Annotated in this window: 27 protein-coding genes, 1 tRNA gene and 1 pseudogene; 13 read left to right on the top strand and 16 right to left on the bottom strand. The window is 58.2% G+C overall.

The features are described from left to right. Nucleotides 1–194 precede the first annotated feature (194 nt). Genes BLT73_RS17510 through BLT73_RS15955 form a run of 6 tightly spaced genes read right to left on the bottom strand, consistent with a single transcriptional unit; the run spans nucleotide 195 to nucleotide 8,921 of the window. Entirely contained in the window at nucleotides 195–440 is a 246-nt protein-coding gene (locus BLT73_RS17510; RefSeq protein WP_218132560.1) for a hypothetical protein, read from the bottom strand. Further along, nucleotides 437–3,214, bottom strand: a complete 2,778-nt coding sequence (locus tag BLT73_RS15975) for a type I restriction endonuclease subunit R (RefSeq protein ID WP_218132559.1) — start codon at nucleotides 3,212–3,214, stop codon at nucleotides 437–439. The genes BLT73_RS17510 and BLT73_RS15975 overlap by 4 nt, the downstream gene beginning before the upstream one ends. Next, the gene (locus BLT73_RS15970; protein ID WP_090525479.1) at nucleotides 3,211–5,433 is read right to left on the bottom strand and encodes a GmrSD restriction endonuclease domain-containing protein; all 2,223 of its coding nucleotides are present in this window, start codon (nucleotides 5,431–5,433) and stop codon (nucleotides 3,211–3,213) included. Before BLT73_RS15970 ends, BLT73_RS15975 begins: the two co-directional genes overlap by 4 nt. Next, nucleotides 5,430–6,764 carry a restriction endonuclease subunit S gene (locus BLT73_RS15965; RefSeq protein WP_143025710.1) on the bottom strand — a complete coding sequence of 445 codons (1,335 nt, stop codon included), beginning with the start codon at nucleotides 6,762–6,764 and terminating at the stop codon, nucleotides 5,430–5,432. Before BLT73_RS15965 ends, BLT73_RS15970 begins: the two co-directional genes overlap by 4 nt. Then, entirely contained in the window at nucleotides 6,761–8,842 is a 2,082-nt protein-coding gene (locus BLT73_RS15960; protein WP_245727374.1) for a type I restriction-modification system subunit M, read from the bottom strand. Before BLT73_RS15960 ends, BLT73_RS15965 begins: the two co-directional genes overlap by 4 nt. Next, nucleotides 8,787–8,921, bottom strand: coding sequence for a type II toxin-antitoxin system prevent-host-death family antitoxin (locus BLT73_RS15955; RefSeq protein WP_245727376.1), 135 nt, complete (start codon nucleotides 8,919–8,921; stop codon nucleotides 8,787–8,789). The genes BLT73_RS15960 and BLT73_RS15955 overlap by 56 nt, the downstream gene beginning before the upstream one ends. Before the next feature lie 665 nt (nucleotides 8,922–9,586). Between BLT73_RS15955 and BLT73_RS15950 the strand changes: the two genes are divergently transcribed. The 4 genes from BLT73_RS15950 to BLT73_RS15935 are packed head-to-tail and all read left to right on the top strand — an operon-like array spanning nucleotide 9,587 to nucleotide 10,625. Next, complete coding sequence (locus tag BLT73_RS15950) at nucleotides 9,587–9,826, top strand: hypothetical protein (protein WP_090525471.1); 240 nt, start codon at nucleotides 9,587–9,589, stop codon at nucleotides 9,824–9,826. After that, entirely contained in the window at nucleotides 9,823–10,188 is a 366-nt protein-coding gene (locus BLT73_RS17130; RefSeq protein ID WP_143025709.1) for a hypothetical protein, read from the top strand. Before BLT73_RS15950 ends, BLT73_RS17130 begins: the two co-directional genes overlap by 4 nt. Further along, nucleotides 10,185–10,370, top strand: a complete 186-nt coding sequence (locus tag BLT73_RS15940) for a hypothetical protein (protein WP_090525467.1) — start codon at nucleotides 10,185–10,187, stop codon at nucleotides 10,368–10,370. The genes BLT73_RS17130 and BLT73_RS15940 overlap by 4 nt, the downstream gene beginning before the upstream one ends. A 3-nt stretch (nucleotides 10,371–10,373) precedes the next feature. Then, nucleotides 10,374–10,625, top strand: a complete 252-nt coding sequence (locus BLT73_RS15935) for a hypothetical protein (RefSeq protein ID WP_090525465.1) — start codon at nucleotides 10,374–10,376, stop codon at nucleotides 10,623–10,625. Between the two features lie 162 nt (nucleotides 10,626–10,787). On the opposite strand, the gene BLT73_RS17125 is transcribed toward BLT73_RS15935, so the two are convergent. Continuing rightward, nucleotides 10,788–11,189 (bottom strand): hypothetical protein, encoded by a 402-nt coding sequence (locus BLT73_RS17125; protein ID WP_143025708.1) that lies wholly within the window; start codon nucleotides 11,187–11,189, stop codon nucleotides 10,788–10,790. Next, nucleotides 11,189–12,220 (bottom strand): hypothetical protein, encoded by a 1,032-nt coding sequence (locus BLT73_RS15930; protein WP_143025707.1) that lies wholly within the window; start codon nucleotides 12,218–12,220, stop codon nucleotides 11,189–11,191. Before BLT73_RS15930 ends, BLT73_RS17125 begins: the two co-directional genes overlap by 1 nt. Nucleotides 12,221–12,294: 74 nt before the next feature. Between BLT73_RS15930 and BLT73_RS15925 the strand changes: the two genes are divergently transcribed. From BLT73_RS15925 to BLT73_RS15910, 5 genes are read left to right on the top strand one after another with little or no spacing between them, the layout of a single operon-like run. Further along, nucleotides 12,295–13,479: a hypothetical protein gene (locus BLT73_RS15925; protein WP_090525461.1), complete on the top strand. Its 1,185-nt coding sequence runs from the start codon at nucleotides 12,295–12,297 to the stop codon at nucleotides 13,477–13,479. Beyond that, nucleotides 13,479–14,000 (top strand): hypothetical protein, encoded by a 522-nt coding sequence (locus BLT73_RS17120; protein ID WP_143025706.1) that lies wholly within the window; start codon nucleotides 13,479–13,481, stop codon nucleotides 13,998–14,000. Before BLT73_RS15925 ends, BLT73_RS17120 begins: the two co-directional genes overlap by 1 nt. Beyond that, nucleotides 13,997–14,365: a hypothetical protein gene (locus BLT73_RS15920; protein WP_143025705.1), complete on the top strand. Its 369-nt coding sequence runs from the start codon at nucleotides 13,997–13,999 to the stop codon at nucleotides 14,363–14,365. Before BLT73_RS17120 ends, BLT73_RS15920 begins: the two co-directional genes overlap by 4 nt. After that, nucleotides 14,362–14,655, top strand: a complete 294-nt coding sequence (locus BLT73_RS15915) for a hypothetical protein (RefSeq protein ID WP_090525457.1) — start codon at nucleotides 14,362–14,364, stop codon at nucleotides 14,653–14,655. Before BLT73_RS15920 ends, BLT73_RS15915 begins: the two co-directional genes overlap by 4 nt. Nucleotides 14,656–14,659: 4 nt before the next feature. Then, entirely contained in the window at nucleotides 14,660–16,282 is a 1,623-nt protein-coding gene (locus BLT73_RS15910; protein ID WP_090525455.1) for a type IV secretory system conjugative DNA transfer family protein, read from the top strand. A gap of 11 nt (nucleotides 16,283–16,293) precedes the next feature. On the opposite strand, the gene BLT73_RS15905 is transcribed toward BLT73_RS15910, so the two are convergent. Continuing rightward, entirely contained in the window at nucleotides 16,294–16,587 is a 294-nt protein-coding gene (locus BLT73_RS15905; protein ID WP_090525453.1) for a hypothetical protein, read from the bottom strand. A gap of 82 nt (nucleotides 16,588–16,669) precedes the next feature. Here BLT73_RS15905 and BLT73_RS17115 point away from each other — a divergent pair, with 82 nt between their 5' ends. The 4 genes and pseudogenes from BLT73_RS17115 to BLT73_RS15890 all read left to right on the top strand — a co-directional run. Continuing rightward, complete coding sequence (locus BLT73_RS17115; RefSeq protein ID WP_143025704.1) at nucleotides 16,670–17,089, top strand: hypothetical protein; 420 nt, start codon at nucleotides 16,670–16,672, stop codon at nucleotides 17,087–17,089. Between the two features lie 164 nt (nucleotides 17,090–17,253). Beyond that, complete coding sequence (locus BLT73_RS17110) at nucleotides 17,254–17,613, top strand: hypothetical protein (protein WP_143025703.1); 360 nt, start codon at nucleotides 17,254–17,256, stop codon at nucleotides 17,611–17,613. A 109-nt stretch (nucleotides 17,614–17,722) separates the two neighbouring features. After that, nucleotides 17,723–18,049: a hypothetical protein gene (locus tag BLT73_RS15895; RefSeq protein ID WP_143025702.1), complete on the top strand. Its 327-nt coding sequence runs from the start codon at nucleotides 17,723–17,725 to the stop codon at nucleotides 18,047–18,049. Next, nucleotides 18,046–19,089, top strand: a pseudogene (locus BLT73_RS15890) (recombinase family protein); the annotation flags it as partial. The gene BLT73_RS15895 and the pseudogene BLT73_RS15890, both read left to right, overlap by 4 nt. Nucleotides 19,090–19,582: 493 nt before the next feature. Here the strand turns inward: BLT73_RS15890 and BLT73_RS15885 are convergent. The 7 genes from BLT73_RS15885 to sufB form a co-directional block, all read right to left on the bottom strand. Continuing rightward, nucleotides 19,583–19,659: transfer RNA gene (locus tag BLT73_RS15885), tRNA-Arg, on the bottom strand. Between the two features lie 62 nt (nucleotides 19,660–19,721). Further along, on the bottom strand, nucleotides 19,722–20,933 hold the full coding sequence (locus tag BLT73_RS15880; RefSeq protein WP_090525448.1) for a cysteine desulfurase: 1,212 nt from the start codon (nucleotides 20,931–20,933) through the stop codon (nucleotides 19,722–19,724). Continuing rightward, on the bottom strand, nucleotides 20,930–21,529 hold the full coding sequence (locus BLT73_RS15875) for a YIP1 family protein (RefSeq protein ID WP_090525446.1): 600 nt from the start codon (nucleotides 21,527–21,529) through the stop codon (nucleotides 20,930–20,932). The genes BLT73_RS15880 and BLT73_RS15875 overlap by 4 nt, the downstream gene beginning before the upstream one ends. After that, the gene (locus BLT73_RS15870; protein ID WP_090525445.1) at nucleotides 21,526–22,029 is read right to left on the bottom strand and encodes a hypothetical protein; all 504 of its coding nucleotides are present in this window, start codon (nucleotides 22,027–22,029) and stop codon (nucleotides 21,526–21,528) included. The genes BLT73_RS15875 and BLT73_RS15870 overlap by 4 nt, the downstream gene beginning before the upstream one ends. Next, nucleotides 22,008–23,342 carry a SufB/SufD family protein gene (locus BLT73_RS15865; protein ID WP_090525444.1) on the bottom strand — a complete coding sequence of 445 codons (1,335 nt, stop codon included), beginning with the start codon at nucleotides 23,340–23,342 and terminating at the stop codon, nucleotides 22,008–22,010. The genes BLT73_RS15870 and BLT73_RS15865 overlap by 22 nt, the downstream gene beginning before the upstream one ends. Further along, entirely contained in the window at nucleotides 23,342–24,097 is a 756-nt protein-coding gene (gene sufC / locus BLT73_RS15860) for a Fe-S cluster assembly ATPase SufC (RefSeq protein WP_090525442.1), read from the bottom strand. Before sufC ends, BLT73_RS15865 begins: the two co-directional genes overlap by 1 nt. A 79-nt stretch (nucleotides 24,098–24,176) precedes the next feature. Next, entirely contained in the window at nucleotides 24,177–25,697 is a 1,521-nt protein-coding gene (sufB, locus tag BLT73_RS15855) for a Fe-S cluster assembly protein SufB (RefSeq protein WP_090525487.1), read from the bottom strand. Nucleotide 25,698 lies beyond the last annotated feature (1 nt).

Genomic DNA, 25,698 nt, shown 5'->3' with positions numbered 1-25,698 from the left:
CCTCGGTAAATCTCGTCTTCTTCATCAGAATCTCCTCATCGAGTCTGCCGAGAAAATTCTACTTCCGCATCCCCTTAACCATGGGGAGGATTACCCCCCGTAGAGCCCAAGGGCATGTTCGACGTCAAATAGCTTTGAGGCCATTAACCTTTGTAATTCTTCATCTTTCTCAGCCATAAGTCATAGACGCCTTTCTAAATGTGGTCTCCCCTAGCGTCCCTCAGCGCACGGTTGAAGAAGTGCCGCGTAGCCTTGTCTCGCGCCTCTGCATCGGTCAGGACAATGTTTTTCATCTCGTTGTCGCGTTGGAACATGCGGATCGCACCCTGGAAGAATGCATCACGGAAGGCCGCGTACACGACATCGGGCGGATTGTTCCGCAGCATCTCGGTCATGTCCTCGTCCATGATATCGCGGTTGACTTGTTCGAAGCGGATCATATCGGCTTCCGAAAAGTCTGTACCGTGGCGCTCGTTGAACGCCTGAACAATCTCGGATAATTCCTTCTTCTCGTCCTCTGTATACGGCTTGGCACCGAACTCACTATGGCCTTCAAAGCCTCAGTATCGCCAGCGCCGAGTGATGCACTGCCGGCCTCTTTCTCAACTACTTTGAAGGCCTGTAGTCGGAGCATGTCGTCGGTGATCTCGATCTCGGGTGGAACTTCACGGTTCGGCAGAAGTCTTGAGAGCCAGTTGCCGTAGGTCGCAAGCTTCTCAAGACTTGTGTCTTCCAAACGCATGATCTGCGCAATGAAGCTGTAGAAGCGTCCGAAGCTCTTCAAGAGTTGACGGAACTCTTCTTGCCGCCCCTCATCGTCATCTGCTTCGAAGCGCGCGACAGCATGTTTGACGAGGCCTTCAAGCTGGGCGCGATCAGCACCGCTTAGCGGTCCTTTGAAGTAGGTTTGCGCGAAACGCTCAATCTCTTCCCTATCGATATAGCCGAAGCGATAGAGCCGCCCTTCCAGGTCGTAGACCATGTTCGGATCGGACATAGCTTCGACGGTTGTCGCTTCGAAGAAGGGTTTGAATGCGGTCTGAATGTCTTCAATCGTGTTCTGAAAATCGAGAATGAATGTCTGATCCTTGCCTGCTCGGGTGCGGTTCAAGCGCGAGAGTGTCTGCACTGCCTGAAGACCTGCGAGTTTGCGATCTACATACATGGCGCAAAGCTTGGGTTGATCGAATCCCGTCTGGTACTTCTCGGCGACGATCAGGATTTGATACGTCTCCGGGTACGGCGTGCCATCTGGCTTGAACCCGTCGAAGCGGCCAGGAAGCTCGGTTTCCGAGAAGTCGTTCAGATCAGCTTCTGAATAGGTCTCGCCGTCCAGTTCAAGATCGCCAGAGAATGCAACGAGCGCTTTCAGGTCTCCATAGCCTTGCTCGCGGATGTATTTCTTCACCCCGAAATAATAGCGCAGTGCATGCTCGCGGCTTTGGGTGACAATCATGGCTTTGGCCTGACCGCCCAGCATCCCCATGACGTGGCGACGGAAATGTTCGACAATAATCTCGACCTTCTGGCCGATTGCTGTCGCATGAAGGTTTGCGTATCGCGCGACTTTCCGCTGGCCGCGCCGCCCGCTTAGCTCGGGATCATCTTCGATGGTCTTTTCGAGCTGATAGTAAGCCTTGTAGGTCATATAGTTCTGGAGCACGTCCAGAATGAAGCCCTCTTCGATGGCCTGTCGCATCGAATACAGATGAAATGGATGAGGTAGACCGTCAGGGCCTTGCACCCCGAACCGCTCAAGCGTGACGTTGCGAGGGGTAGCCGTGAAAGCGAAGAAGCTGATGTTGGACTGTGGCCCGCGAGCCTTCTGATATTCCGCAATCAGGTCCTCGATATCGTCACTCGACGAAGCTTCACGCGTAAGCGCATCTGTCATTGACTGCGCAGCTTTGCCGGACTGACTTGAGTGGGCTTCGTCGATGATCACGGCAAAATTTCGCTTGCTTTGGCCCGAGAGCGCCTTGAGGTGGTCGGTCGAGAACTTCTGAATCGTCGTGACGATGATCCGCGCACCTTTCGCGATTGCGTCCTTGAGCTGTCGGGACGTACCGTCGATCTTCTTCACGACGCCCTGCGTCTGTTCGAACTGCGAGACCGTGCTCTGAAGCTGGCGGTCGAGAACGATGCGGTCTGTAACGATTATCGCGGTGTGGAAGACCTGAGCGTCATCTGCATCGTGCACATTGATTGCATGGTGAGAGAGCCAGCCAATCGTGTTGGACTTGCCCGAACCCGCCGAGTGCTGAACAAGATAGTTTTGCCCTGCGCCGTTCATGCGGGCGTGCGTCATGATTTTCCTCACCGCATCGAGCTGCTGGAAGCGCGGGAAGATCATTACTTCATTCTTGCCAGTCACCTCTAACGTCATGAACTGGCCGATGATGTCGATCAGGACCGAGCGAGAGAAGATGGCCGAGCCCCAATCACCGTCAGCGTAGAGATAGGCGATACGGTGCTCACCCTTGACATCGGGATTGCCCGCGCCGCCATCGCGCCCGCGATTGAACGGAAGAAACCGCGTCTTCCCATTCTGAAGGCGCGTGGTCATTGACACATTGTCTTCATCGATGGCGAAGTGAACAAGCGCGCCACGTTTGAAGGTCAGTAGCGGCTCATTCGCAGGCGAGCGATCAGTGCGATACTGCTTTTCTGCATGTCTGAACGTCGTGCCTGTCAGAAGATTCTTTGCTTCTATCGCTGCGATTGGCAGCCCGTTCAGAAAGAGGACGACATCAATACGGTTGCCGTGCTTCTGGCTGTAGACGACCTCATCCATCAAGCTGAGAATGTTCGCTTCATACTCGGCGATGCGTTTGGGCTCTAAGCCACTTGCTGGGCGGAAATAGCAGAACACGAACGGAATGCCTGGGACGATCTTTAGGCCCTGTCTGAGCACATCCAACAGGCCGCGATTCTTGAGAGCCTTGTCGAGCTGCTTGAACAAAACATCTTCGGCTGAACCCGAATAATGCTGTTCGAGCTTCTCCCAAGACTCCTTCTGCGTCTCTTTCAGAAACCGAATGACAAGTTCACGGTCCATCGCCAACGGCTTGTCGAAGTGGATTTCACCTGCGTAGCCACGGCTCTTTTCGGAACCAACGCGACGAAGATAGCCTTGGGACGAAACTAGGTTTTCGATCAGATGCTCTTGAAGCACATCCTCCTTGTGAAGATTGGAAGCTGTGTGTGAGGTCATTTGGCGAGCACTTTCTCGAACCACGCAAGAGCGGCTTCGCCCTCCTTTCGGGTGATATCGTCTACGGTTCGGCTATGGCGGATACTGTTGCGAAGCTCTGCGAGCTGCGAAAACTTCTGCGCAAGCGTTTCTTTGTTCTTGAAACGATCGGCGAAGCGTTCCCAGAGAGCTTTGGACAGGATCGTGTCCTGAACTTCGCGCAGATCAAAATGCTCTAAAACGCCTTCGGCGTGGTCATACCGCTCAGCGTCAAGCGACGCGTTTTTTCTAAGTGCTCGTTGGATGCGCTGCTGTGCATTGTCGAGTAGATGGGGCGGGAGATGACCTGGATTGTTCTCTACCGCTGAGACGATGACTTTCCTCAACCCAAGTTCGATGCCCTCGATCTCTGCATCCAGCTTGCGCAGATTGGGCGGCAAATCCAAGCGCTCTTTGATGAGCAGGTTTTCGATACCGTCGAGCAAAGTGCGGTGTCGTTCGGCAAGGAAGTCTTCGTAATCGTCTGGGGTAAAGGGGTCGCGAAGCAGAATCTTCAGAGCCGCTTTGCTGATGAAGTGCGATTCAAGAATGGCAAGCACTGTCGTCTCGCCGTTCTCCGCGATCAGTTCAGGCAGATATTCGTTGGGCAACTTCTCGCGAATAACATTTCTGTTCGTGTCGCTAGTGAGCGGGGATCGATTGAGGATCGAATTGATCGCTGTGCCGAGATTGTTCTCTCGTCCCCACCAAGAAGGAACAATGTGGTGATCATCTAGGTCGCCGTAGCGCGGCACATCTCCGGTCATCCAGTCGCGTGCGCCAGCAAGCACGAAGAGATTGAAGATCGCCGAGTAGATCGAAGAGCCTCGCTTCACCTCACTGCGCAGATCAAGGTTTCGATACGAATGCGCGAACTCGTCGATGAGGACGGGCTTTGCCTCGTCATTGCCGAGCCATTCCCGCATGGCCGTGAAATCACGCGCTGCCGTGGATTCCACCGAGCTTGAATAGCGGGTAAGGAATACGGATGCCCAATACCAAAGACGGACCTTACGGCGAGCTGAGAGCTGCTTTTTCGAAGGCTGAGCGGCGACAAGCGTGTTGATCGCTGCGAACGCAGGCACAATTGAAGCGTAAGGGATGTAGGCCTGACCGACGACACCGTATTCCTGCGGATGCCTAAGCAACTCGATGACGCGCTCAAGTGCGTTCACCGCCTGATCCCAGAGCGCGACAAACTCTTCAGTGCTCCTCATAAGCACGTCTTGCCGACGCGTGCCGTCTGGAAGTCGAACAGGTTTCTCGACACCTGGCTGAAGGAAGTAGAGGTACTTAGGTGAACAATAGCTCTGGCGCAGGATCGACATCACCTGAAGGATGTAGACGTTCATCTTCGGCGTATCGATGAAGCTCAGGCGGTCGCGCGCCTCGCGGTACATGTGCTTGAGCTGGATGTCATTGGGCTTCATCAGCGCGTTCAAAAGATCGAACACGTCCAACTGAACACCCTTGCTGTTGATCTGGGTGAAGATGTCACAAACCTTCTCAACCCCAAGCTCCCGATCCAGCTCGATATGAGAGATTTGGTACTGTTCGATGGTTTCGCGCATCTCCTCACCGAAAGCGGTCGCGTTTGTCGCGTGAGTCTCGGCGATTGCCCGTTCCTCATCGGTGTCGGCTGCGTCAGCTTTCTCTTTCCAGAAATTCCCGTAGGCCTCCACCCATTTGTAAAGTTCGAAACCGCCTTTTCCGATCACTGGGAGCGGGAAAACATGGCGCTCAAATTGGATGGCTTGGCTGTCGATCAGAGCGCGGCTCTTTTTTGAGAGCCATTCGTAGCCAAAGGCTTCGTCCGTTTCGCCCGCCATGAACCTATCGACATGTATGAAATAGATCGCACGCTTAGCACGGTTCGGCAGCGGGATGTCAGGTGCAAGAAAAGCGTAGTGCATTGCCGTGAGACGTTGCTGCCCGTCCAACACTATGTACTCGGGCGATCCGGCGCCGTGGTAGCCATAGAGCCCCTCACAAGCGAGAAGCTTGATGTTCTGGTCTTTGGCCTTCCAGAGCAGCAGGCTGCCTATGTAGTAGTCAGAGAAGATCGAGCGCATTAGGTCTCGGATGTCCCACGGAGCCCACTCGAACTCTCGTTGAAAGTCGGGAATGACGAAGCGCCCTTCGCGCATCCGACTGATGAGCGTATTCAGGCTCACATGATCTGGCTTCTGTGCATCCTTCATGCGCGCGCCTCCCGAAGAGCTATGTCCTCTTCGATCTGATCGAGGCGGTGGTCGGTATGCTTAGACTGACCCCAAGTCATAACATCGATCTGGCCCGTGACAGCGGAGGTTATCAGGGCTGAACGAAATTCAGCTAGGCGCTCGATTGATGCTCGTATTGGAGTCAGGACCGCTTCGACTTCTGCATCATTTGCGGCGATCCGATTTGCAATTTCGACTTGCTCTTCAAGCGGCGGAAGCACTAATCCGACTTGGCGAAAATGTTCCCAATAGAGTCGCTGCCTAAAGTCAGCGATTCCCTTTGAGGACCGCCTAAACTCTTCGATCCACATTGGGGTTCTTAGTAGGTGCTCGAAGAATGGAGCGTGGATTTCTTCGGATGGCCGAGCAACGACATAGGCTGGACTAACCAGCCCATCAACTCTTGCAACACCGAAGCCACCCTGCCAAGCGCGCATCATGTTGTAGACAAGATCGCCTACTCGGACACGCTTGTAAGCGTTTCGGTCTTTGATATGCGTCACAATTCGATGGCGGTCCTCATCGTCTAATTCACGATCAGAAATGCCCCAGTTGATTGAGACCGAAAGCACGGGGAGCTCTTCACCGCCCATCTCGAAAGACTCGCGGAATACTGTCGCGACGCGATGAACTCGCCAATGTGATGGCGCAAATGGCAGTTGGCCCAACCCAGTGCCCGATTTTTCAGAGTAATTTGAACCCGTGACTTCGACTGTCGCAAAAGACTTTTGTTGTTCACGCAATAGCTCGACCTGCCGCTGTTTCCTCTCGATCAGTTGATCTATACGGGCGGTCTCGCGGTCAAGAAAGTCGGCGATTTTGCGTTGCGCCGCGAGGTCAGGGTGCAGGAGTGGAATATTCTCGAATTGAGTTCGATTGAAGGAGTAGCGCATCCCAAACGACAATTTTTCAAAGAACTCAAAACCATATTTGAGACCCCAGAAATAGTATTCTAAGAATTTCGCGTCGACATGCGGAGATACGTCGAATACGATATAAAGATTGCTGATACACCCTGGAGTATCGGCAACGCCACAGAGGATTGGGGTTGCATCAAAGTCTCGTGGGGTAAACACGAATTGTCCATGCTCAACGATCTGATGCCCAATATAGTTCTCGGTTGATTTTCCAAACGACAAATCGGTCTTTACCCTGAGCCCTGTTTTTGTGAGCGACAAGACTGTAGGATTCTCGTCCGTGTTCTTTTTTGTCTGGTAGGATCTCACCGCAAAACGCATCTTTCGTTGGTGCCAACCTGATATCACCGGAACGAAACGTGAGCGGTGGTTGTCGATTACATCTAGCCTCACGCTGCTACCTCCTTCAGGAGTCCCGCGATTTCAGCTTCTAGCGCTTTCAGCTCTGCGTCGATCTCTTCGAGCGGGCGGGGTGGCACATACTTGTAGAAGTAGCGATTAAAATTGATCTCATAGCCCACGCGCCCCACCTGCCTGTCGCGCGCGTCCGTGTGGCTCTGATCAACCCAAGCGTCTGGCGCGAAGGGCAGCACCTCGCGCTCCATGTAGTCGCGCCAATCCTCGGACAGGGGCACAAGCTCGTGGTCGCGCAGATCGGTGTCGGCCTCGGGCTTGCCGTCCTTGTCCAGGCAGATGTCGGCCTCGTCATCCCGTTCGGACAGCGCCGCCATGATCGCCTTCTTGAGAGGTGTCCCGATCTTGATCTGGGCTTTCTTCAACGCGCCAGTCAGCGCCTTGTCGAACTCGGCACGGTTGGTGAAGAGCTTGTCGCCGATAGCATTCAGCGCGAACCGGATTTCCGCCTGCTCGTCCTCTTCCAGCTTAGCGAAGCCTTTTTGGTCAGACAGGCGGTCAAGCCGCTCCGCATCGAGCAAGAAATTCAGTTTCAGTGGGCGTTCGACACGGACTTCACGGTAGCCGAAGTCTGCGGTATCGAAGATGCGGGAAACCTCGCCCTCCCCGCTCTCGCCGTTGAGGAAGCCTGCATAGATGCGCACGATCTCGGCGCGCGCCTCTTCAGGAATTTCTCGGCGCTTGCTGCCCAGGGCCTTGCGCATGAATTTCCAAAAGCGTTCGCCGCTCGCGTCGATGAGCTGCACTTTCCCACGCCGGTTGACGGTTTTGCGGTTGGTCAGGAGCCAGACATAGGTTTGGATTCCGGTGTTGTAGAAAAGGTCGGTGGGGAGGGAGACGATAGCCTCAACCCAATCGTTCTCTAGCATCCAACGACGGATTTCACTCTCGCCCGATCCTGCGCCGCCTGTGAAGAGCGGGGAGCCGTTCATGACGATGCCGATGCGCGAACCGATCTCGTCATCGCGCATTTTGGAGATCATGTGCTGAAGGAAAAGGAGTTGCCCGTCTGATATACGGGGCGTCCCTGCCCCGAAGCGCCCTTCCATCCCAAGACTCTCAGCCTCGGATTTGATGGGGTCTTGGTATTTTTTCCAGTCCACGCCGTAAGGGGGATTGGAGAGCATGTAGTGGAAACGCTTGTCCGCATGGGCGTCTTGCGTGAGCGTGTTGCCAAAAGCGATCTGCTCAGGGTCGTGGCCTGTCACGAGCATGTCGGATTTACAGATGCCGAAAGACTCGCCGTTGAGCTCCTGCCCGAAGAGCTCGACGCGGATCGCGTCGTTGAAGTCTTTCAACGCCTCTTCGGTCAGTGCGAGCATACCGCCCGTCCCGCACGCGGGGTCGTAGACTTGCCGGATGATGCCCCGCCCGGTGAGTTTCTCATCGTCATTGGCAATGAGAAGATCGACGATGAGGCGGATCACCTCGCGGGGGGTGAAGTGCTCCCCTGCCGTCTCGTTTGAGATTTCTGAGAAGCGGCGGATCAGTTCCTCGAAGAGGTAGCCCATTTCAAGGTTGGAGATAGTGTCAGAATGAAGATCAATCTCGCAGAAACGCTCGAACACGTTCCAAAGAATACCACCATCCTTTAGGCGTTTGAGCTGGTCGGTGAACAGGAATTTATCGAGGAAAATGTCTCGGACATTATCAGAGAAGTTGGTGACATAATCAACTAAGTTGTCGTGAAGCTGACGTGGGTCTTGGCCGCGCAATTTTTCGAAGGTAGACCGAGAGCGATTATAGACTTTTGTGTTCCCGCCAACGGCTCCGAAGAGGATCATGTCGCGAGTAGCATCATCAACACCCTCTGGTAGAGACTGCGCGGCTGCAAGAATGTCATCCTTACTTGCCTCAAGAATACAATCTAGGCGTCTGAGCACCACGAAAGGCAAGATTACCTTTCCATACTCAGATTGCTTGAAGTCCCCACGCAATATTTCTGCGATAGACCAAACGAAGCTGCTCAGATTTTGAATCTGAGGACTTTTTTCGTTCATTTCACTGCTCGTTTTTGTGCTGGGTTGGCTGTCTTTTAACAGATGTAATTCGTTCATATTCTTCTATAGCAAGGACAACCACCACGGGCCTCCCATGTTTTTCAATTAATACTGGCTCTTGGCGAGCGGTATCCATTAAGTGTCCGAAACCATTCTTGGCATCACGTGCTGAAAGTGTCTTCACATGACATCCCCAAAAGAGCCATTTTAGACATAGTGCACAAAACTGATGCGCACCTCAAGAAGAAGGTTTCGAAATTTTTCGGCGAGGCACCGCGCGAGGGTGGCCTCGACGAAGTCGTCTCCATGAAGTGGTCGTGGGGGTATCGGGGGTAGCAGGAACGCTCCCCTGATCGTTGATCAACCTGACGGCAGGTTGTCCATGGTTCGGTGCAGGTGGAGAGGGACGTCTCCAAGTCCTGCGAGTGGGTTTCAAGGGGCGCGATAGCCCCTTTGATCGATGGGTGCAGGGAGAGCGAAGTCTCCCGCGAGTGATTGAACGGTGATACGTTCTCTGGCTGGATGACGGGTTTGGTACCCTGAGACCAGCCAAAGGCCGGAGGGATGCAACGGGGACGCGCAGCGGGTCCCCTTGCCAAGATGCGGTGTACTACACCGCACATCTTGCGTTCGTCGCTAAACTGAAAATCAGGCGCTGCGTCCGAGCACAGTTGCAAGGCCATCGTAGTGGCAGAACGGGGCAGTGATCCTACGTGACCTCTGCTGAGGTACCTGTATGCGACGCGCAGAATCTGTTAGCCTGCAGCAATCACACTAGAGCTTCTTCAGGAGGTGACAGGGATGCACATTCCACTGAGCTACGCCCGCCGCATGGCCGATCCGGCCATGAAACAGCACTATGCCGCCCGTCTGGCGAGAGCGCAGAAGGATGCGCCGTTCAGCTCCGGCACCTTGTTTCTGGAGGTGGCGTTTCAACTTCGTGACGAGCTGGACGCTGGCAAGACCCTACTGCCCCGCGTCTGGGGACGCGCTTGGCTGGCCGAGCGTCTGGCAGAGAAGCGGAGGCGGGCACAGCCATGAGCGAGAAAACCCCGCCCCCGTTCACAGCCGCATGGCACATGCAGCGCCCGCCTGAACGGCTGGCGCGGATTGCGCGGCGGTTCGAGCGTAAGGCCAAGGGAATTAAACCAGCACAGAGGCGTATCATCGAGAAACACGGCCACATGATGCCGCTGGACGTGGCCGAGCAGATAGACCGCGATCTTGCGCGGCTCTTGCCGACCTATGGCACAGCGCAGGTTACGGGGTCGCAATGGCGCTGCCTTGAGGACTTGGCCGAGGAAGCGAAAAGGCTGGCGGTCACGCATGAAGGCGCGGAACTGGCCGCAGCTTTGGCCGACAGCGCCAATCGCTTCCGGCAGAAATGGCATGAGAACCGATGAACGCGCACGAGATCACCGCCGACCTTGCAAAGCTGGCCAACCTTGCCGCCAGAGCGTTCCGCGATCTTGAAACCATCAGGCACACGCGCCCAGCCCGCAGGGCGCAGGAGCTTGATATTGCCTTGAATGTTCACCGCCGAAAGCTGCGGCTTTCGTGGCGGGCGAAGAAGGCGGCAGGGTAAGGCATGGCTGGCAAGCGTCCCCCGCCCTACGGCCAAGCCGAGCCGAAGCTTTATTCCCATGAGTGGTTTATCTTGCAGCCGCCCTTGAGCATTGCCGAACAGGTGCGGCGGTTCGAGGGACGGAAAGAGCGCCTTGCGTGGTATGTTCGCGAACACCTTGAGCAGACGTTGCCGCCGCTGGACGTGGCCGAGGAAATGGACGCGGAACTTAGGCGGCTCTTGCCGACCTATGGCGACTACGTTCCGCCGGATTGAGATGAACAGTTTCAGCTCGCTTTATCCGATTAGATCAATTTCTTTCAACGCGTTTCGGTTAATTATTTGCAAGTTGTGCTTGTGATAGATCCAAAAAAAGGATTCGTCTTTAAATGAATATTTTTTCCTAGAGAATCTGGATTTCCTGATGCTGCAACATTCTTATCCCCGGCTTGGGAAAAATGGACTAGGCTCATTGTCCGAGTAATCGATATAGCGATCATCTGGCGCACGAAGATCATCATACATGCTATCGAACAGTATCTTCTTTCCACGCTCATTGCAGTAGGCGTCAGCGTGATCAAATGCGGTTCTGAGGTTGTCATCTCTTAGATGCGGATCGAAACTCTCCTGCTGCGATGCAGATGCCAGAAAGTCGTTGCTGCTTTTTGCGGCGGCGATGTGAACTGGCGTTCGATTGAGAAAACGCGCATCCCGATCTGAAAGGGACTGCCAGTCTTTTAAAGCGGCTAGAAGCTCTTCTACATCATTATTTTCAGCGGCTCTGAATGTATTTGGTGGGCTGGCATCGGTATTCATGTATTTACTTTGGTTAATACTCATTAAAATAGATATCCTTTATAACATTCGTTAAAAATTCGCGCAAGAAAATCACGGTTCTTCTGATCGTGTTGGAATATTATTGACTTATTTTCCTCGGCTTGGCGCAGGCTTTGATTTCCGAGCGAGTGTTCGCCTGCTGGCGAAAAAATAGAATTTGGAAGTTTGGCATTAATAGTAATATGAACGAAATCGCTTTCAGGTGGTTGGATAAATAAGTACTCCAAACGTCCGTCCGCGCAGCCATCGATCATACTGCCCTGGAACTCCGGGCGATAGAGCTTTAGCCAACAGAACCATGAGTCCGACCGAATGCCCCACAAGCCCGGCTCCTTAGCGCTTTCCGAATTATCTGCAGGAACAGGTATGAGGAAGCCCTCGTAGAAGACAGCGTTTGCCATCTCACCCGGATTCTGCTTGGTGATATCAAATCTGCAGTATGCAGCGGAAATCTTGATTACGTTGCACGAGGCAATTTCGAAGCGTAGTACGATGTGCTTATAGGGTGATCCGTCGATTTCGTCAGTATAAAGGAACTCGCCAGTAACTTCCTGCAGGTAGTCTATCATTCCACTTTTTAGTCGGCGACGTTGGTACATGCGTGAGATCATCGCAGCCTGAGCTATTGTATATTTCTGCTTGGCGTTGATGAGTTCGTTGTGTGGTTCTTCGTCGAGCCGCAAACCATTTATATAGCGATCAATGAACCCGAACTTGTCATCGTTCAGATAGGTGCCGTTAGCCCAAGCTTCGAGGTCCTGACGGTTTAGTCTCTTGTCTCGCCCGACTTCGGCTCGTTCGTTTGGCTGATCGTAGTCCTGCATAACTAGGTCACGAATTGCCTGCCAGCCCAAGCGTTTATATTCAAGTTGAATACGTGTCTCTTCTTTATGAGCGATCATTATTTCGCGACAGAGGTCCTGCCACGCATTCGGATATGTCACCCTGTGACGCTTTTCTTTATCCCGTGCAGCATTCCGAACGCCAAAAGCTTTTGCGTACGCGGCGAAGCTGATTGTGTTTCCGTCACTCATATCGCGCCTACCAGTACCACGTCCGTCTTCGTCCGGACAGTTCGAAGGGCGCATGAACGAAGGAGATGCGACGAATGAGTGAGATGACACCGGGCCAGTTTGCAAAACCGCTGCAACGCCTGCCCAGAAAACCCCTACCGTCGCTGGCTTCGCTGGCAATTCCCCTCCTGGCCTGCCTCTCGGCGCTCTTACTCGGGCTTGCTCTGCCCTCACTGGTCGGGGCGGATGGCTGGCTCGACTGGATCAAGTGCGTTCTCGCGGCTCTCAGTGCCGGAATCACTGCCTACGCGGTCAACCGACTCGCCGTCGACAAAGGCGCGCTGCACGCGGCGATTGGCAACCCCGGTGCGGGCGTTGTTAGTGCGAGCTCTATCCTGATGGTTGGCTTCGGCATGTTCGCCGGAACGTATGGGGGCTTTGCCCTGGACGGCAGCGAGCGGCTGCGCCTAGAAGCCTTCGGACGGGACCAGGCGGTGTTCGCCGAACAGATAAGCAAGAGCGCCGGACAAGGCGCGCGGGTGGGAGCGGCTCTTCGCAGTGTCGCGAGTGATCTGGCCGGGCGCGCAGAGTGCGAGGCGCGGTCAAGTTGTCTCAGCGGGCGGGGAACAGGGGGTGAAGGTCCGGTCTTCCGGGTTCTGGAAGGCGAAGCGGCAAGAGCAGCCGGTATTGCCAGGCAATGGGAGGAAGGCGCAGCTGAGGCAGGCCGTGTCGGCACTCGCCTAAGAGAAGTCTCGGCTCGCTACCGCGCGGTGAACGCTGATGAGGGCCTCTCTGTCCAGAAGCGCCGCACTCAAGCTCAGGCACTTGGCAGTGAGATCACGAGAGTGGCCTCAAGCCTGAACACCGCGCTGCCGGTCTCACTTGTCGCCGCCTATGCGGCGGATTTGCAGGCCCCGATCATGATTCCCGGCCAAAGCGCAATCTCGAACCAGGTAAACGACCTTCGCGGGCGACACGGCACGGCCCTAGAAGTGGTCATTGCCTCGTTGGACGAGACGGACGTTGAGGCTCCGACTTTCCCTGCGCGCAGTGGGGTCAGCGATACCCTCGTTCATGTCGGGCACTTTCTGCCGCTCGCGCTGATCATCTTTGTGATCGAACTCGTCTTCCCCATTACGCTGTGGCTCTACACCTTCTTCGGCCTGCGCGCGCAGCTCGTCCAGAATGAGCTAGCGCCCGTTCAGCCCTCAAAGCAGCCCGACCAGAATCATGAAAAGTCGCGGGCTTCCTCTCACCGCAACCGGGGAGGACGCCGCTAATGCCGCTCGATACCTCATCCCTCCCAATCAGCGGGGGCGGTCTTCTTGCCCTTGCCCTTTATGCCGGTGCCAGCCTTTGGGCGGGACAACTTGTCGGACAGCGAGAGATCGAACGCAGCGGCTGGGTCGAAGCGTGCGACGCCGGACTACGCGCCGAGTTGGCGGATCAACTGGCATCCCGTTCCGCGCGCCCTGATGCCCGGTGCTCATCGGTGATCGGTCGCTGGCATCCCGATCTAGCGCGGCTCTGCCAACAGGTCGGTAATCCCGATCTGGCCGGGGCAGCGCGGCGGGCCGAACAGCATGCGCGTGAACTGGAGAACCGGCGGTTGTCAAGAGCTGCTGCCGGGGCTCGCGGTCGCTGCCAATGCGCAAAGGATGTCTACCTCCAGGAACGCCTAATCGCGCTCGGGCTCTATGCGGGCTCGGCACGTCTGGTTTCACTCGCGCCTGTGAGCGGCATGGAAGGCGAACTGCGCCGTAACCTTAGTGGTCCGTACTGCAGTGGCGGTGCGTCATGATTATGGGCTCCGTCATCGTCACGCCGCGCGCCGTCCAGACACACCGGGACAGTTACCTTCTGGCGCATCTCTCGGTCGTGTCTGTGCGGCGTCCTTTCCTGCCAACGGCACTGATTTTCTCTGGCGGGGGGATCGCCTTCGCCTTGGCTTTCTCTGATCTGCTCTACCTGCATGAAATCGCGTTCCTCGCGGGTGGCATCTGTCTGGCGCTGCTGACCGGGCTGGTCGTCGGGCAAATCCAGCTTCTTAGCCGTGATCTGCGGGGCAGTGAACTCTCCGGCATGGTATGGGGCAGCTACCGTCATCTCAACCGGCTCCGCCGCGAAATCGTGCGAGTCCTTCAGTATGAAGGGGGTGCGACATGAACGCTCCTGAAGGCGGCTTTACCGGCGCGCTGCGTCTTGTCGGTTTCGTGCTGGGCGTGGCCGGTGCATTCGTGTTCCTGCCGGAGGCGTTCGGACGGACCTGGCCCTGGCTCTCTTCCCAAGTCCTGCAGTACTACGGACCGGACGTCCGGGCGTGGGCCCCGACATTCTGGCACTGCGTGCTCGTGCTTTCGATCTACGCGCTCATCCGCGCCGCGCTCTACTTCGCGGTTTCACTGCTCGGCTTCGTGCTGGCCTTCGCGCTTCTCGCGCGGCGCGGGAGGGACTGAGACCATGAATCATCCCTTCGGAAATGATCGCTTCCGCTTCGGCTCAGCCCGTTTCGCAACGGAGAAGGAGGGCGCTGCCGCCGGTATGTTCCGCCAGGGTCGCAACAGCTTTTATTGCGGCGAACTGGACGGGCGGCCTCTCTGTTATGACGGAGACGGCGGCGTGCTGATGGTCGCAGGCGCGCGCTCCGGCAAACTGCGCGACATCCTCGCCTATAACATCTGCTCTGGCGTCCTGTTTGAAGTGACGCTGCTGATCCTCGATGTACGGGGAGAGCTGGCAGCGATCTCGCGCAACCAGACACCGGACGACAAGCCATGCCTCTACTGGAATCCGCACGCGCTACACGGTCTGCCGCAGCACAAGGTGAATCCGAGCGCGCATCTGCGCTGGTCGAGCCCGACGCTCTTCTCCGATACCAAACTGCTTCTCGAAGGACTATTGCCAAAGTCCGGCGCGGCGCAGTCCCGCTATTTTGAGTTGAACGCACGGCGCATCGGCGAGGCGATTGCGCTCACGCTGATCAAAACGCGCGGCGTCCTCACGCTTCCCGATCTTTATGATGCCGTTCTGCTTCTGCAGGAGGGCGGAGAGCGCTGGACCGACTTCGCATACGAGATGTACCGCTCCGACATCGCGCTCTGTCACAGCGTTGAGGCGGAAATTCATGCCGCTAGAGAGGATTCCAGTGGTGGCTGGAAGGGCATCATCGGCGAACTGCTACAAGCGCTCGCCTGCCTGTCCGATCCGGTTCTCCGCGAGTCGCTATCAGGTCCGTTCGATTTCACGCCCGCTGATCTGTGCAACGCGGAAGAGCCCTGCCAGTTCTACATGATGGTGCCGCCGGAACTGATCGAGGCCTATGCCCCGATCATCAAGGCCATTTTTTCCGCGTCGATGACCCTCAAGTCCCGCGCCCCGCAGGCCCCGAAACAAACCTGGATAATCGATGAAGCGGCGCGGCTGACGGGGTTTGATCAGGTGGTGCAGCTCTTCACCTATAGTGCGGGTAGCGGCATCCGACCCGTGGCGGTCTTTCAGGACATCCGCCAGATGCGGGCGCTGAGTCCGGACGCGGAGCACATCATCTCCTCCAGTGCCGGGCTGCAGCTTTATTTCGGGGTGCGCGACATCGATACCGCGCGGCGGTGCTCCGACATGCTTGGCATTGAGACGCTGTCCTATGATGACCCCGTTCATCAGGGACGGGCCGCGCTCGATGTGCGCAAGCTGATCCAAGGGATATTCGGAGGGCGCAATCCTTTCCACGTGGCTTTCGAGGCCGCGCAAAAGCGCTATGAGAGCCGCCACCTCACCAAACAGCAGCGCAAGCTGAGAACGCCTGAGGAAGTGATGGCCATGCCCGGCGACCGGCTGCTGATCTTTGCGGACGGTCTGCCTGCACCGCTCTACGGGCACCGCGCGCCTTACTGGGAACGCGCGTGGATGGCCGGTCGCTATCATCCGAACCCCTACCATCCGCCGCTCGACTGCGTGTCGATCACGACGCGGCGCGGCGGTCAGGTCTCGCGCAAGGTCACCATAGAAGGCGTGCCCGAGCGCTATGCCCATCTGCCGCAATACCGGGATGGGTCCTGGTCTTATATCGAGGGCTTCAGATCATGAGATGGCAAAGCTCAGGCGGTCTTGGGGACAACATTTCCCTGGACAAGTTCCGCAAGATCAAGCTGATCGCCGAACTTCGCGTGAAACGTCCGCATGTCCTGCTCCGATCTGTCCATCGCAAAGCAGATGTGTCGCAGTGTTTGGACCGGCCCCTGAGCGAAGGCCACGTCGAAGCTGTCCTGGTAGATCATCGCGGCGACCGTTTCCGGATCAGCGCCGTCTGCAATGGCCTGATCGGCGAGTTTTCGAACCTGCCCACTCAGGCTGTCATAGTCAAATTCATCGGGGGGATGTGAAGTGGTCATTAAATCTCCTGTCTCTGATCAATCATCAATAGTACCTGAGTTCGATTCTGCGCTGCAAATTTCGTGGAAAGACGACTTGCGAATGAGAATTGAGGTTGTGGCAGACTCTAACGTCCGCACGGATTTAGAGCGCGATTATCGCCGTTGTGAGCGTCGGGACCAGCTATTAGCGGCGGTCCTGGAGCGATCAGAAGCGCGCTACATCACCGATAACCTAAAACACTTCCCTCAATTAGAACTCGCGCCACCCGGCAGTGGCAACTCTTACAATGATGAAGTGCGACGGCTGGGGACGGTCTATCAAGCGAGGCCAGAGACAGAACTACTAAAGCACCGCTCCGAAAGCCGCAGTCGTGAAGGCTGGATGGTCCTCCATGAATCTGTTCGCGACATCGTAGCGCGCCAGAAAGGCACCCGCCTTTCCAAGGAGGCTTTCGCTAAACAGCGCAGAAATACACCCGCAATAAGCCGCGGCTTCGAAAAAGCTGTTCGAAGGGATTGAGTATCAGACAACGCTAATATGCTGTATTGCAACATTTTTACATTGAAATGGAGGCTCTGAATGTAATATGTTCTCTCTTTGTTCTATTCCGCGAGAGCGCAAAAAAAAGAACAGAAAACAAATCCTGAAAACTGAAATCCCAACCAAGGAAAGGAGTAAATTCCATGGACAGAACACCTGCATCTAATCAACCGATAGAAACCCTCCGAGACGGTCGCCTCAAGGCAACGCTGTGGGAGAACCAGGGTGAGAACGGTCCCTATCACACCGTCACGCTCGCCGAGGTCTATGAAGACAAAGACGGACATCTCCAGGAAACAAGTTCGTTCTCTGCCGGAGAGCTTCTGCGCGTCGCAGAGCTGGCGCGCGAGGCTCATGGCCTGATCCGCGATCTCCGCCGCGAGCATAATCTGGAGCGGACTACCGAACGCGAGGCGCCAAAGCGGGAGGAACGTCCGCACCGCCCCCGACGCCCTGCACCTGATCGCTTCGCCGGGCGCGAGGGACCATCACTGGACAGATAACGCAAAGGGCACGGGTGCCAGGCTTGGTGTGGCCGCCCCGTGCCCTTGGCAGGACAAAAGAGACGAGGGGACGAGAACGTAACCATCAAAACAAGGAAAGGACAACGGTATGGAAAATAGAGAAAGACAACAGGGACGAGCTTTGCAGCACGACGCAGCACAAACCCAGCCATCGGCGCAGCAATTACTGGAGCGCTACGGCGATCAGTTGGAAGATGAAAATCTGAGTGAGGAACAGGCGAAAGAGTTCCTGAACGCGATATGGCACATCATGGTCGCGTTCGTTGATATCGGATTTAGCGTGAGAGCCGGGGAAAAGCTGAGTAAAAATAGCGACATCGGCTTCGACGATGTGCTACACTACCTCATCCCTGAAGCTACAGCGCCTGAAACAGTGGCATCCTCCGAAAACCCCAAAAAGAAGGAGCCACGATGAGCACACAAAACCAATTAAACAGTTCCGAAGCCCAACAGGCCGTCATCTACTGTCGTGTGTCTTCCGCCAAGCAGACGACGCGCGGCGACGGCCTCTCCTCCCAGGAAACCCGTTGCCGCGAATATGCCAAGTATAAGGGCTATGCTGTCGCCCAGGTGTTTGGCGACGATATGTCGGGCAGCCTGACCGCCCGTCCCGGCATGATGTCGATGCTTGCCTATCTGCGCCAGAACCGTCGCCATGCCCCTGTAGTCATCATTGATGACATCTCCCGCCTGGCGAGCGGACTGGAAGCTCACCTTGCGCTGCGCGCTGACCTGAACGCCGCTGGCGGACGCCTGGAGAGCCCGTCCATCGAGTTCGGCGAAGACTCCGACTCGATCCTCGTCGAAAACCTCCTCGCCTCGGTCTCACAGCATCAGCGCCAGAAGAACGGTGAGCAGACCATCAACCGCATGCGCGCCCGCACCCTGAACGGTTACTTGTGCTTTCAGGCGCCGGTCGGCTACCGCTATGAACGCACGCCGGGCCACGGCAACCTGCTTGTGCGCCATGAGCCGCATGCCTCGATCCTGACCGAAGCGCTGGAAGGCTTTGCCCGCGGTCGGTTCGGCTCTCAGGTCGAGGTCAAGCGCTTCCTCGAAGCCCAGCCGGACTTCCCGCACGATCTCCCCAACGGCGAAATCCGCAATCAGCGCGTCTATGAGTATCTGACCCGCCCACTCTATGCCGGGTACATTGAGGTGCCGAAGTGGAACGTCTCGCTCCGCAAGGGCCATCATGACGCCCTGATCTCGTTCGAGACCTACCGCAAGATTCAGGACAGCCTGACAGACGGACGCAAAGCCGTCGCGCGCTCAGATATCGCCGAGGACTTCCCACTTCGCGGCTATGTTGCTTGCGGAGAATGCGACCATCCGATGACGTCCTGCTGGTCGAAGAGCAAGACCGGCAAGAAGCACCCCTATTATATGTGCTTCAACAAGGCCTGCGACTCCTACCGGAAGTCGATCCCCCGCGACCGCCTTGAAGGGGAATTCACCGATCTCCTGCAGGCTCTGACGCCCTCCCGCAGCCTGTTCGGTGTTGCGCGCTCGATGTTGCGCACGCTGTGGGATGAGCGCCTGGTGCGCGCCACAGAGGCCGCAAAGACGGCTGAGCGCGAGGTGAAGAAGCTGGAGGCACAGAGCGAGCAGTTCCTGGATCGCCTGGTCGAAGCTGAGAATCCATCCGTGATCGCGGCCTATGAGAAGCGGATCGCGAAGCTGGAGCAGGAGAAGCTGCTTCTGCTGGAAAAGGCTGAAAATGCAGGCGCGCCGAAGGCCACCTTTGAGGAACTGTTCGAACTCTCGATGAGATTCCTTGTAAACACCTGTAATCTTTGGGATTCTGGTCGGATCGAGCTGCGTCGCACGGTGCTGAAACTGGCCTTCGCTGACCGTCTCTCATACGTCCGGAATCAAGGGTTTCGAACCCCGGAAATATCTAGTCCATTCAAGCTGTTAGGTGTGTTCGGAAGGGAGAAATGTGAGATGGCGCACCCGAGAGGATTCGAACCTCTGGCCTCTGCCTTCGGAGGGCAGCGCTCTATCCAGCTGAGCTACGGGTGCCTGACCGCGTGATTAGCGGCAATCTCGGCGCGCCGCAATGGGGGGCGGTGCAAAACTCTCGATCAGGCGAAAAGCTCGCGGCAGAATTGCAGCCCGTCGATCAGCGCATCGACCTCTTCCACGGTGTTGTACATCGCGAAGCTGGCCCGCGCCGAGGCGGAGACGCCGTAGAAATCCATCAGCGGCATGGCGCAATGCGTGCCGGCGCGCACCGCGATGCCGCGCTTGTCGAGGATGGTGGAGATGTCATGGGCATGCGCGCCTTCCATGGTCAGCGAAAAGATCGCCCCCTTGTCGGCCGCATCGCCCTGGATATTCAGCCAGTTCAGCGCCCGCAGCCGGTCGCGGGCGTGATCGCGCAGCACCCGCTCATGCGCGGCGATGTTCTCCATCCCAAGATCCATCAGATATTCGAGCGCCACGCCAAGGCCGATCTGGTTGACGATGCCGGGCGTCCCGGCCTCGAATTTCAACGGCGGCTCGGCGTAATCCACCCCGTCGCGCGTTACCGTGCGGATCATGTCGCCGCCGCCGAGGAAGGGCCGCATCTCATGCTGCCGTTCGCGGCTGATCCAGATCGCCCCGGAGCCGGACGGGCCGTAAAGCTTGTGGCCGGTGATGCAGTAGAAATCGACGCCGAGCGCCGGGACATCCACCGGCATATGCACCGCCGCCTGGCTGCCATCGACCAGCACCGGGACATCGGTGCCGCGTGCAATGGCGCCGACATCGACCACCGTGCCGGTGACATTCGACATATGGGTGACGGCGATCAGCCGGGTTCGCGGCCCGACGGCGGCCAGCATCTTTTCGGGCGGCAGCGAGCCATCAGGCTCCGGCTCCACCCATTTCAGCACCACGCCCTGCCGCTCGCGCAGGAAATGCCAGGGCACGATATTGGCGTGGTGTTCCAGAACGGACAGGACGATCTCGTCGCCCGCCGTCAGGCGCGGCGCCGCCCAGCCATAGGAGACAAGGTTGATCGCCTCGGTCGAGCCGGAGGTGAAGATCACCTCCTCCGCGTCACTTGCATTGAGAAAGCGCGCGATGGTGCCGCGTACGGCCTCGTATTTGTCGGTGGCAAGGTTCGACAGGTAATGCAGGCCGCGATGCACATTGGCGTATTCATCCGCATAGGCCTGCGATACCGCCTCGATCACCTGCCGGGGTTTCTGCGCAGACGCCCCATTGTCCAGATACACCAGCGGGCGGTCATTCACCTTCCGCGACAGGATCGGAAAATCGGCGCGGACGGCGTGCACGTCAAAGCTCATGGCTGGACCTCGGCGGGAATTTCGGGGAGCAGGCCAAGCGCGCCTGCGAGCACCGACAGGAAAATGGTGGTCAGCAGCGCCGTGCCCAGGACGCCCAGAAAGACCAGGATCGCGCTTTCAAAGCCGTGCAGCGCCTTGACCATGTTCACGGTCAGCCAGACCAGCATGAAGATGATCGCCATCCCCATCGCACTGGCGAACAGCGGAGAGACGCCCATCAGCACCACCTGGGCAAGCTGCACCACCACCAGCAGGAACTCGATCCAGGCGACGACCAGAAGGGCATCGGCGAAATCGCCCCGCCCGCCGAATGCGCGGCCGACATTGGCGATCAGCCAGGCGGTCAGGGCCATGCCGAACAGCTGGGCGCCGGCCATGATGAGGGGCTGTCGGGTCAGAAGGCTCAGTCCGGTCTCCACCGGGACGGGGAACATCCGCGCCGCCATGCCGGCCAACAGCGATGACAGCGCCACCACCAGCACAAGCGCCATCCAGCGGGTCTGCATCGGCAGGTCGAGCGACTGCAACTGCCGCAGCGCCAGATCGGGCTGGCGCAGCGAGTTGCGGGTCAGCGTCAGGAAATCGTCGAGCGTCATGGCGTCCTCGCCACTGCGCGCAGCCCCGCGCCCCAGATCAGCAGGAACCCGATGCCGCAGATCAGCCGCGTCACCGACAATGCCGCGCCCGGACCCATCAAGCCCTCGACCAGCCCGGACAGCAGCATCGCCGGGGCAATCGCCAGCAGCGCCCAGAACAGCGCCAGCCGCGCGGCCGGGCCCGAGATCGCCCAAGGGGTCAGCCGCGACAGGATCTGCACCACCCAGGCCGTCGCATAGGCCAGAAGCGGCATGACGAACAGAACCGCCATCGCCGCACCCGCCATGCGTCCGCCAAGCGGCACGCCGTGATCCAACTCGGCCGCGCGGGCGTGACCCGGCGCCTGCGCGATCAGGAACACCAGCATGGCCGCCATCAGCACAGCCAGCATCGCCCCCTCACGCAGCGGGTGAAGCCCGCGCACCACTTCGCCGGGCCGCCACCAACTGGCGAGGATGCGCGGGACGAGACCCGCGTTCAGGCGTGCCGTGTCAGCCATGCATCCAGACGGTCGCTGATCTCCTCGCGCAGGCTCTCATCTTCAACCTCTTCGAGTGCATCGGCCAGGAAAGACAGCACCATCAGCACGATGGCCCGGTCCCGCGGCACCCCGCGCGAACGCAGATAGAACAGCGCGGTCTCATCAATCGCGCCGGTGGTCGAGCCGTGGCTGCACTGCACGTCATCGGCATAGATTTCCAGCTCCGGCTTGCCCAGGAACTGGCTGTCCTCGTCGAGCAGCAATGCCTGGCTGATCTGGTAGCCATCGGTTTTCTGCGCGCCGGGCTCGACCAGGATCTTGCCCTGGAAAATGCCCTTCGCGCCGTTTTTCAGCACCTTCTTGAAGACCTGGCGCGATTCACAGCGCTCGGCCGAATGGGTGATGAACACCGTGTCGTCATGGTGGAACGGGCCGCGATTGGCGTCGCCCAGAACCGCGGCGGCGACATGGGCCACGGCGTCGTCGCCGACAATATCGATGATCGCCTCGTGCCGCATCATCGTGCCGTTGACCGAGAGGGTGAAGGATTTGAACACCGCCTCGGCCGCGACCCGCGCGAACACGCCGCCCCAGCCCAGCTTCTCATGCCCGGCGCGCTTCGCCGTGATGTGGTGGAACCGCGCGCCCTCGGCCAGATCCACCTCGGCCACGAAATTCGACCGTGCCCCGGTCATGCCGGTCTCCAGCAGGGTCAGTTCCGCACCGGGTTCGAGCCGGATGACATGGTGATAATACACATCCGCCGACTCGTCCTTGCGGCGGTGAATGATGTGGATCGGCTTGCTGGGCTGTCCGGTGACACGGACCAGAACGCCGTCCCGCGCCGCGGCGGTGTTCAGCGCAGCCATCGGGCGCGCCACGCGCTCCTGCGCCGCGGCCTCCAGCCGGCCATAGATCTCGCCCGACCAATGCGTTTCGTCCGCGTCGGCCGTGGACAACAGCCCGACCTCGACGCCCTCAAGCGCCAGATCGTCAGATGCCGCCGCGTCGAAGGCGCCGTCGACGAAGACCAGGGTGAGCCGCTTGCGTTCCAGAAACAGCGGGCTGTCCGGCCCCTGCTCCGCAAGCGGGATCGGGTCCGGCACCGGCGCGTTGAACGCCGCGGGGTTGGTGTAGCGCCAATATTCGTCGCGCGGTTTGGGCAGGCCCACGGCACGCAGACGGGCGAGCGCATCCTTGCGGGCCGCGGCAGTGAACCCGCCCGCGGGCAGATCCAGCACATCGAGGCGCGCCGACAGCGCCGGATCAGCATCGCCGCCCTCGGCGATATCAGGCGTCACCTGCCGCATCGTGATCGCAGTGTCGGCCATCAAGCCACCTCCGACAGCAGGTCGGCATAGCCGTTCTGCTCGACCTCGAGCGCCAGTTCGGGGCCGCCGGTCTTCACGATCTTGCCGTCAGACATGATGTGAACCACGTCGGGGCGGATATGGTCCAGCAGACGCTGGTAATGGGTGATGACCAGAAAGGCCCGGTCGGGCGCGCGCAGCGCGTTCACCCCGTCCGCCACCAGCCGCATCGCGTCGACGTCCAGCCCGGAATCGGTCTCGTCGAGGATGCACATCTTCGGTTCCAGCACTGCCATCTGCAGAATTTCGTTGCGCTTCTTCTCGCCGCCCGAGAAGCCGACATTGACCGGACGCTTCAGCATATCGGCGTCAATGTTCAGCGCCTTGCCCTTCTCGCGGATCAGCTTGAGGAATTCGGCCGCCGACAACTCCTCCTCGCCACGCCGCTTGCGCTGCGCGTTAAGTGCCGTGCGCAGGAAGGTCATGTTGCCCACGCCGGGGATTTCCACCGGATACTGGAAAGCCAGGAACAGCCCGGCCGCAGCGCGCTCTTCCGGCTCCATCTCCAGCAGGTCCTCGCCGTACAGCGTGGCCGAGCCATCCGTGACCTCGTACCCGTCGCGTCCCGAAAGGACATAGGAGGTGGTGGACTTGCCCGAGCCGTTCGGCCCCATGATCGCATGCACCTCGCCAGCCGGAACTTCCAGCGAGACCCCTTTCAGGATCTGTTTGTCCTCGTCTTCAAGTTTGGCGTGCAGGTTGTTGATTTTCAGCATGTCATTCCCAATCCAACTTCCGCTGGCGAAAGCAGCGCGTTATACATTTCATGTGACGGCGAGGCCTGTTCCGACCCGATCACCCCACCGACCCTTCCAGCGAGATCGCCACCAGCGACTGCGCCTCCATCGCGAATTCCATCGGCAGGGCCTGCAGCACCTCCTTGGCGAAGCCGTTCACGATGACGGCGACGGCCTCTTCCTCGTCCATGCCGCGCTGGCGGCAGTAGAAGAGCTGATCGTCATCGACCTTCGACGTCGTCGCCTCGTGCTCGACCCGGCTGGAGGCGTTCTTCACCTCGATATAGGGCACCGTATGGGCGCCGCATTTGTCGCCGATCAGGAGCGAGTCGCACTGCGTGTAGTTCCGGCTGTTCGTGGCCTTCGGATGCATCGAAACAAGCCCGCGATAGGTGTTCTGCGCCTTGCCGGCCGAAATCCCTTTGGAAACAATGCGTGAGCGGGTGTTCTTGCCAAGATGGATCATCTTGGTGCCGGTATCGGCCTGCTGATGGTTGTTGGTGATCGCGATCGAGTAGAACTCGCCCTGGCTGTCATCACCGCGCAGCACGCAGGAGGGGTATTTCCAGGTGATCGCAGAGCCGGTTTCGACCTGTGTCCACATCACCTTGGCCCGCGCCTCGCGGCAATCGGCCCGCTTGGTGACGAAATTGTAGATGCCGCCATTTCCGTCTTCGTCGCCGGGGAACCAGTTCTGGACGGTGGAATATTTCACCTCGGCATCTTCCAGCACGACGATCTCTACCACCGCCGCGTGAAGCTGCGCCGTGTCGCGCTTGGGCGCGGTGCAGCCTTCGAGATAGCTGACGTAGGAGCCCTTGTCGGCAATGATCAGCGTCCGCTCGAACTGCCCGGTATTCTCGGCATTGATGCGGAAATAGGTCGACAGTTCCATCGGGCAGGTCACGCCCGGCGGGATGTAGACGAAGCTGCCGTCAGAGAAGACGGCGCTGTTCAGCGTGGCATAGAAATTATCCGTCGGCGGCACGACGCTGCCCAGATATTTCTGCACGAGCTCGGGATGCTCGCGGATCGCCTCGGAAATGGAGCAGAAGATCACCCCGGCCTTGGCGAGTTCGTCCTTGAAGGTGGTGCCGACGCTGACGCTGTCGAACACCGCGTCCACGGCGACCTTGCGGCCATCTGCGGGTGCGGCGTCCGCGCCCTCGACCCCGGCCAGGATCATCTGTTCCTTGAGCGGGATGCCCAGCTTCTCATAGGTGGCAAGCAGCTTCGGATCGACCTCATCCAGCGATTTCGGCTTCGCCTCCATGGATTTGGGGCGGGCATAGTAATACTGGTCCTGGAAATCGATCTCGGGATAGTTCAGCATCGCCCAGCTGGGTTCCTGCATCGTGACCCAGCGGCGATAGGCCTTCAGCCGCCAGTCGGTCATCCATTCCGGCTCGCCGTTCTTCTCCGAAATCAGGCGGACAATGTCCTCGGACAGCCCCTTGGGGGCGTATTCCATCTCGATCTCGGTATCCCAGCCATATTTGTAGCTGCCCATATTCGCGACGGTTTCGACCGTTTCGCGATCCACGCCTTCGCGCACCTCAAGATCGGTGATGTCGTTCATC

The organism is Paracoccus isoporae, from assembly GCF_900101865.1.
GTDB classification, from domain to species: domain Bacteria; phylum Pseudomonadota; class Alphaproteobacteria; order Rhodobacterales; family Rhodobacteraceae; genus Paracoccus; species Paracoccus isoporae.
The sequence above is the reverse complement of the archived record's forward strand: the minus strand, read 5'-3'. Positions and strand labels throughout refer to the sequence as shown.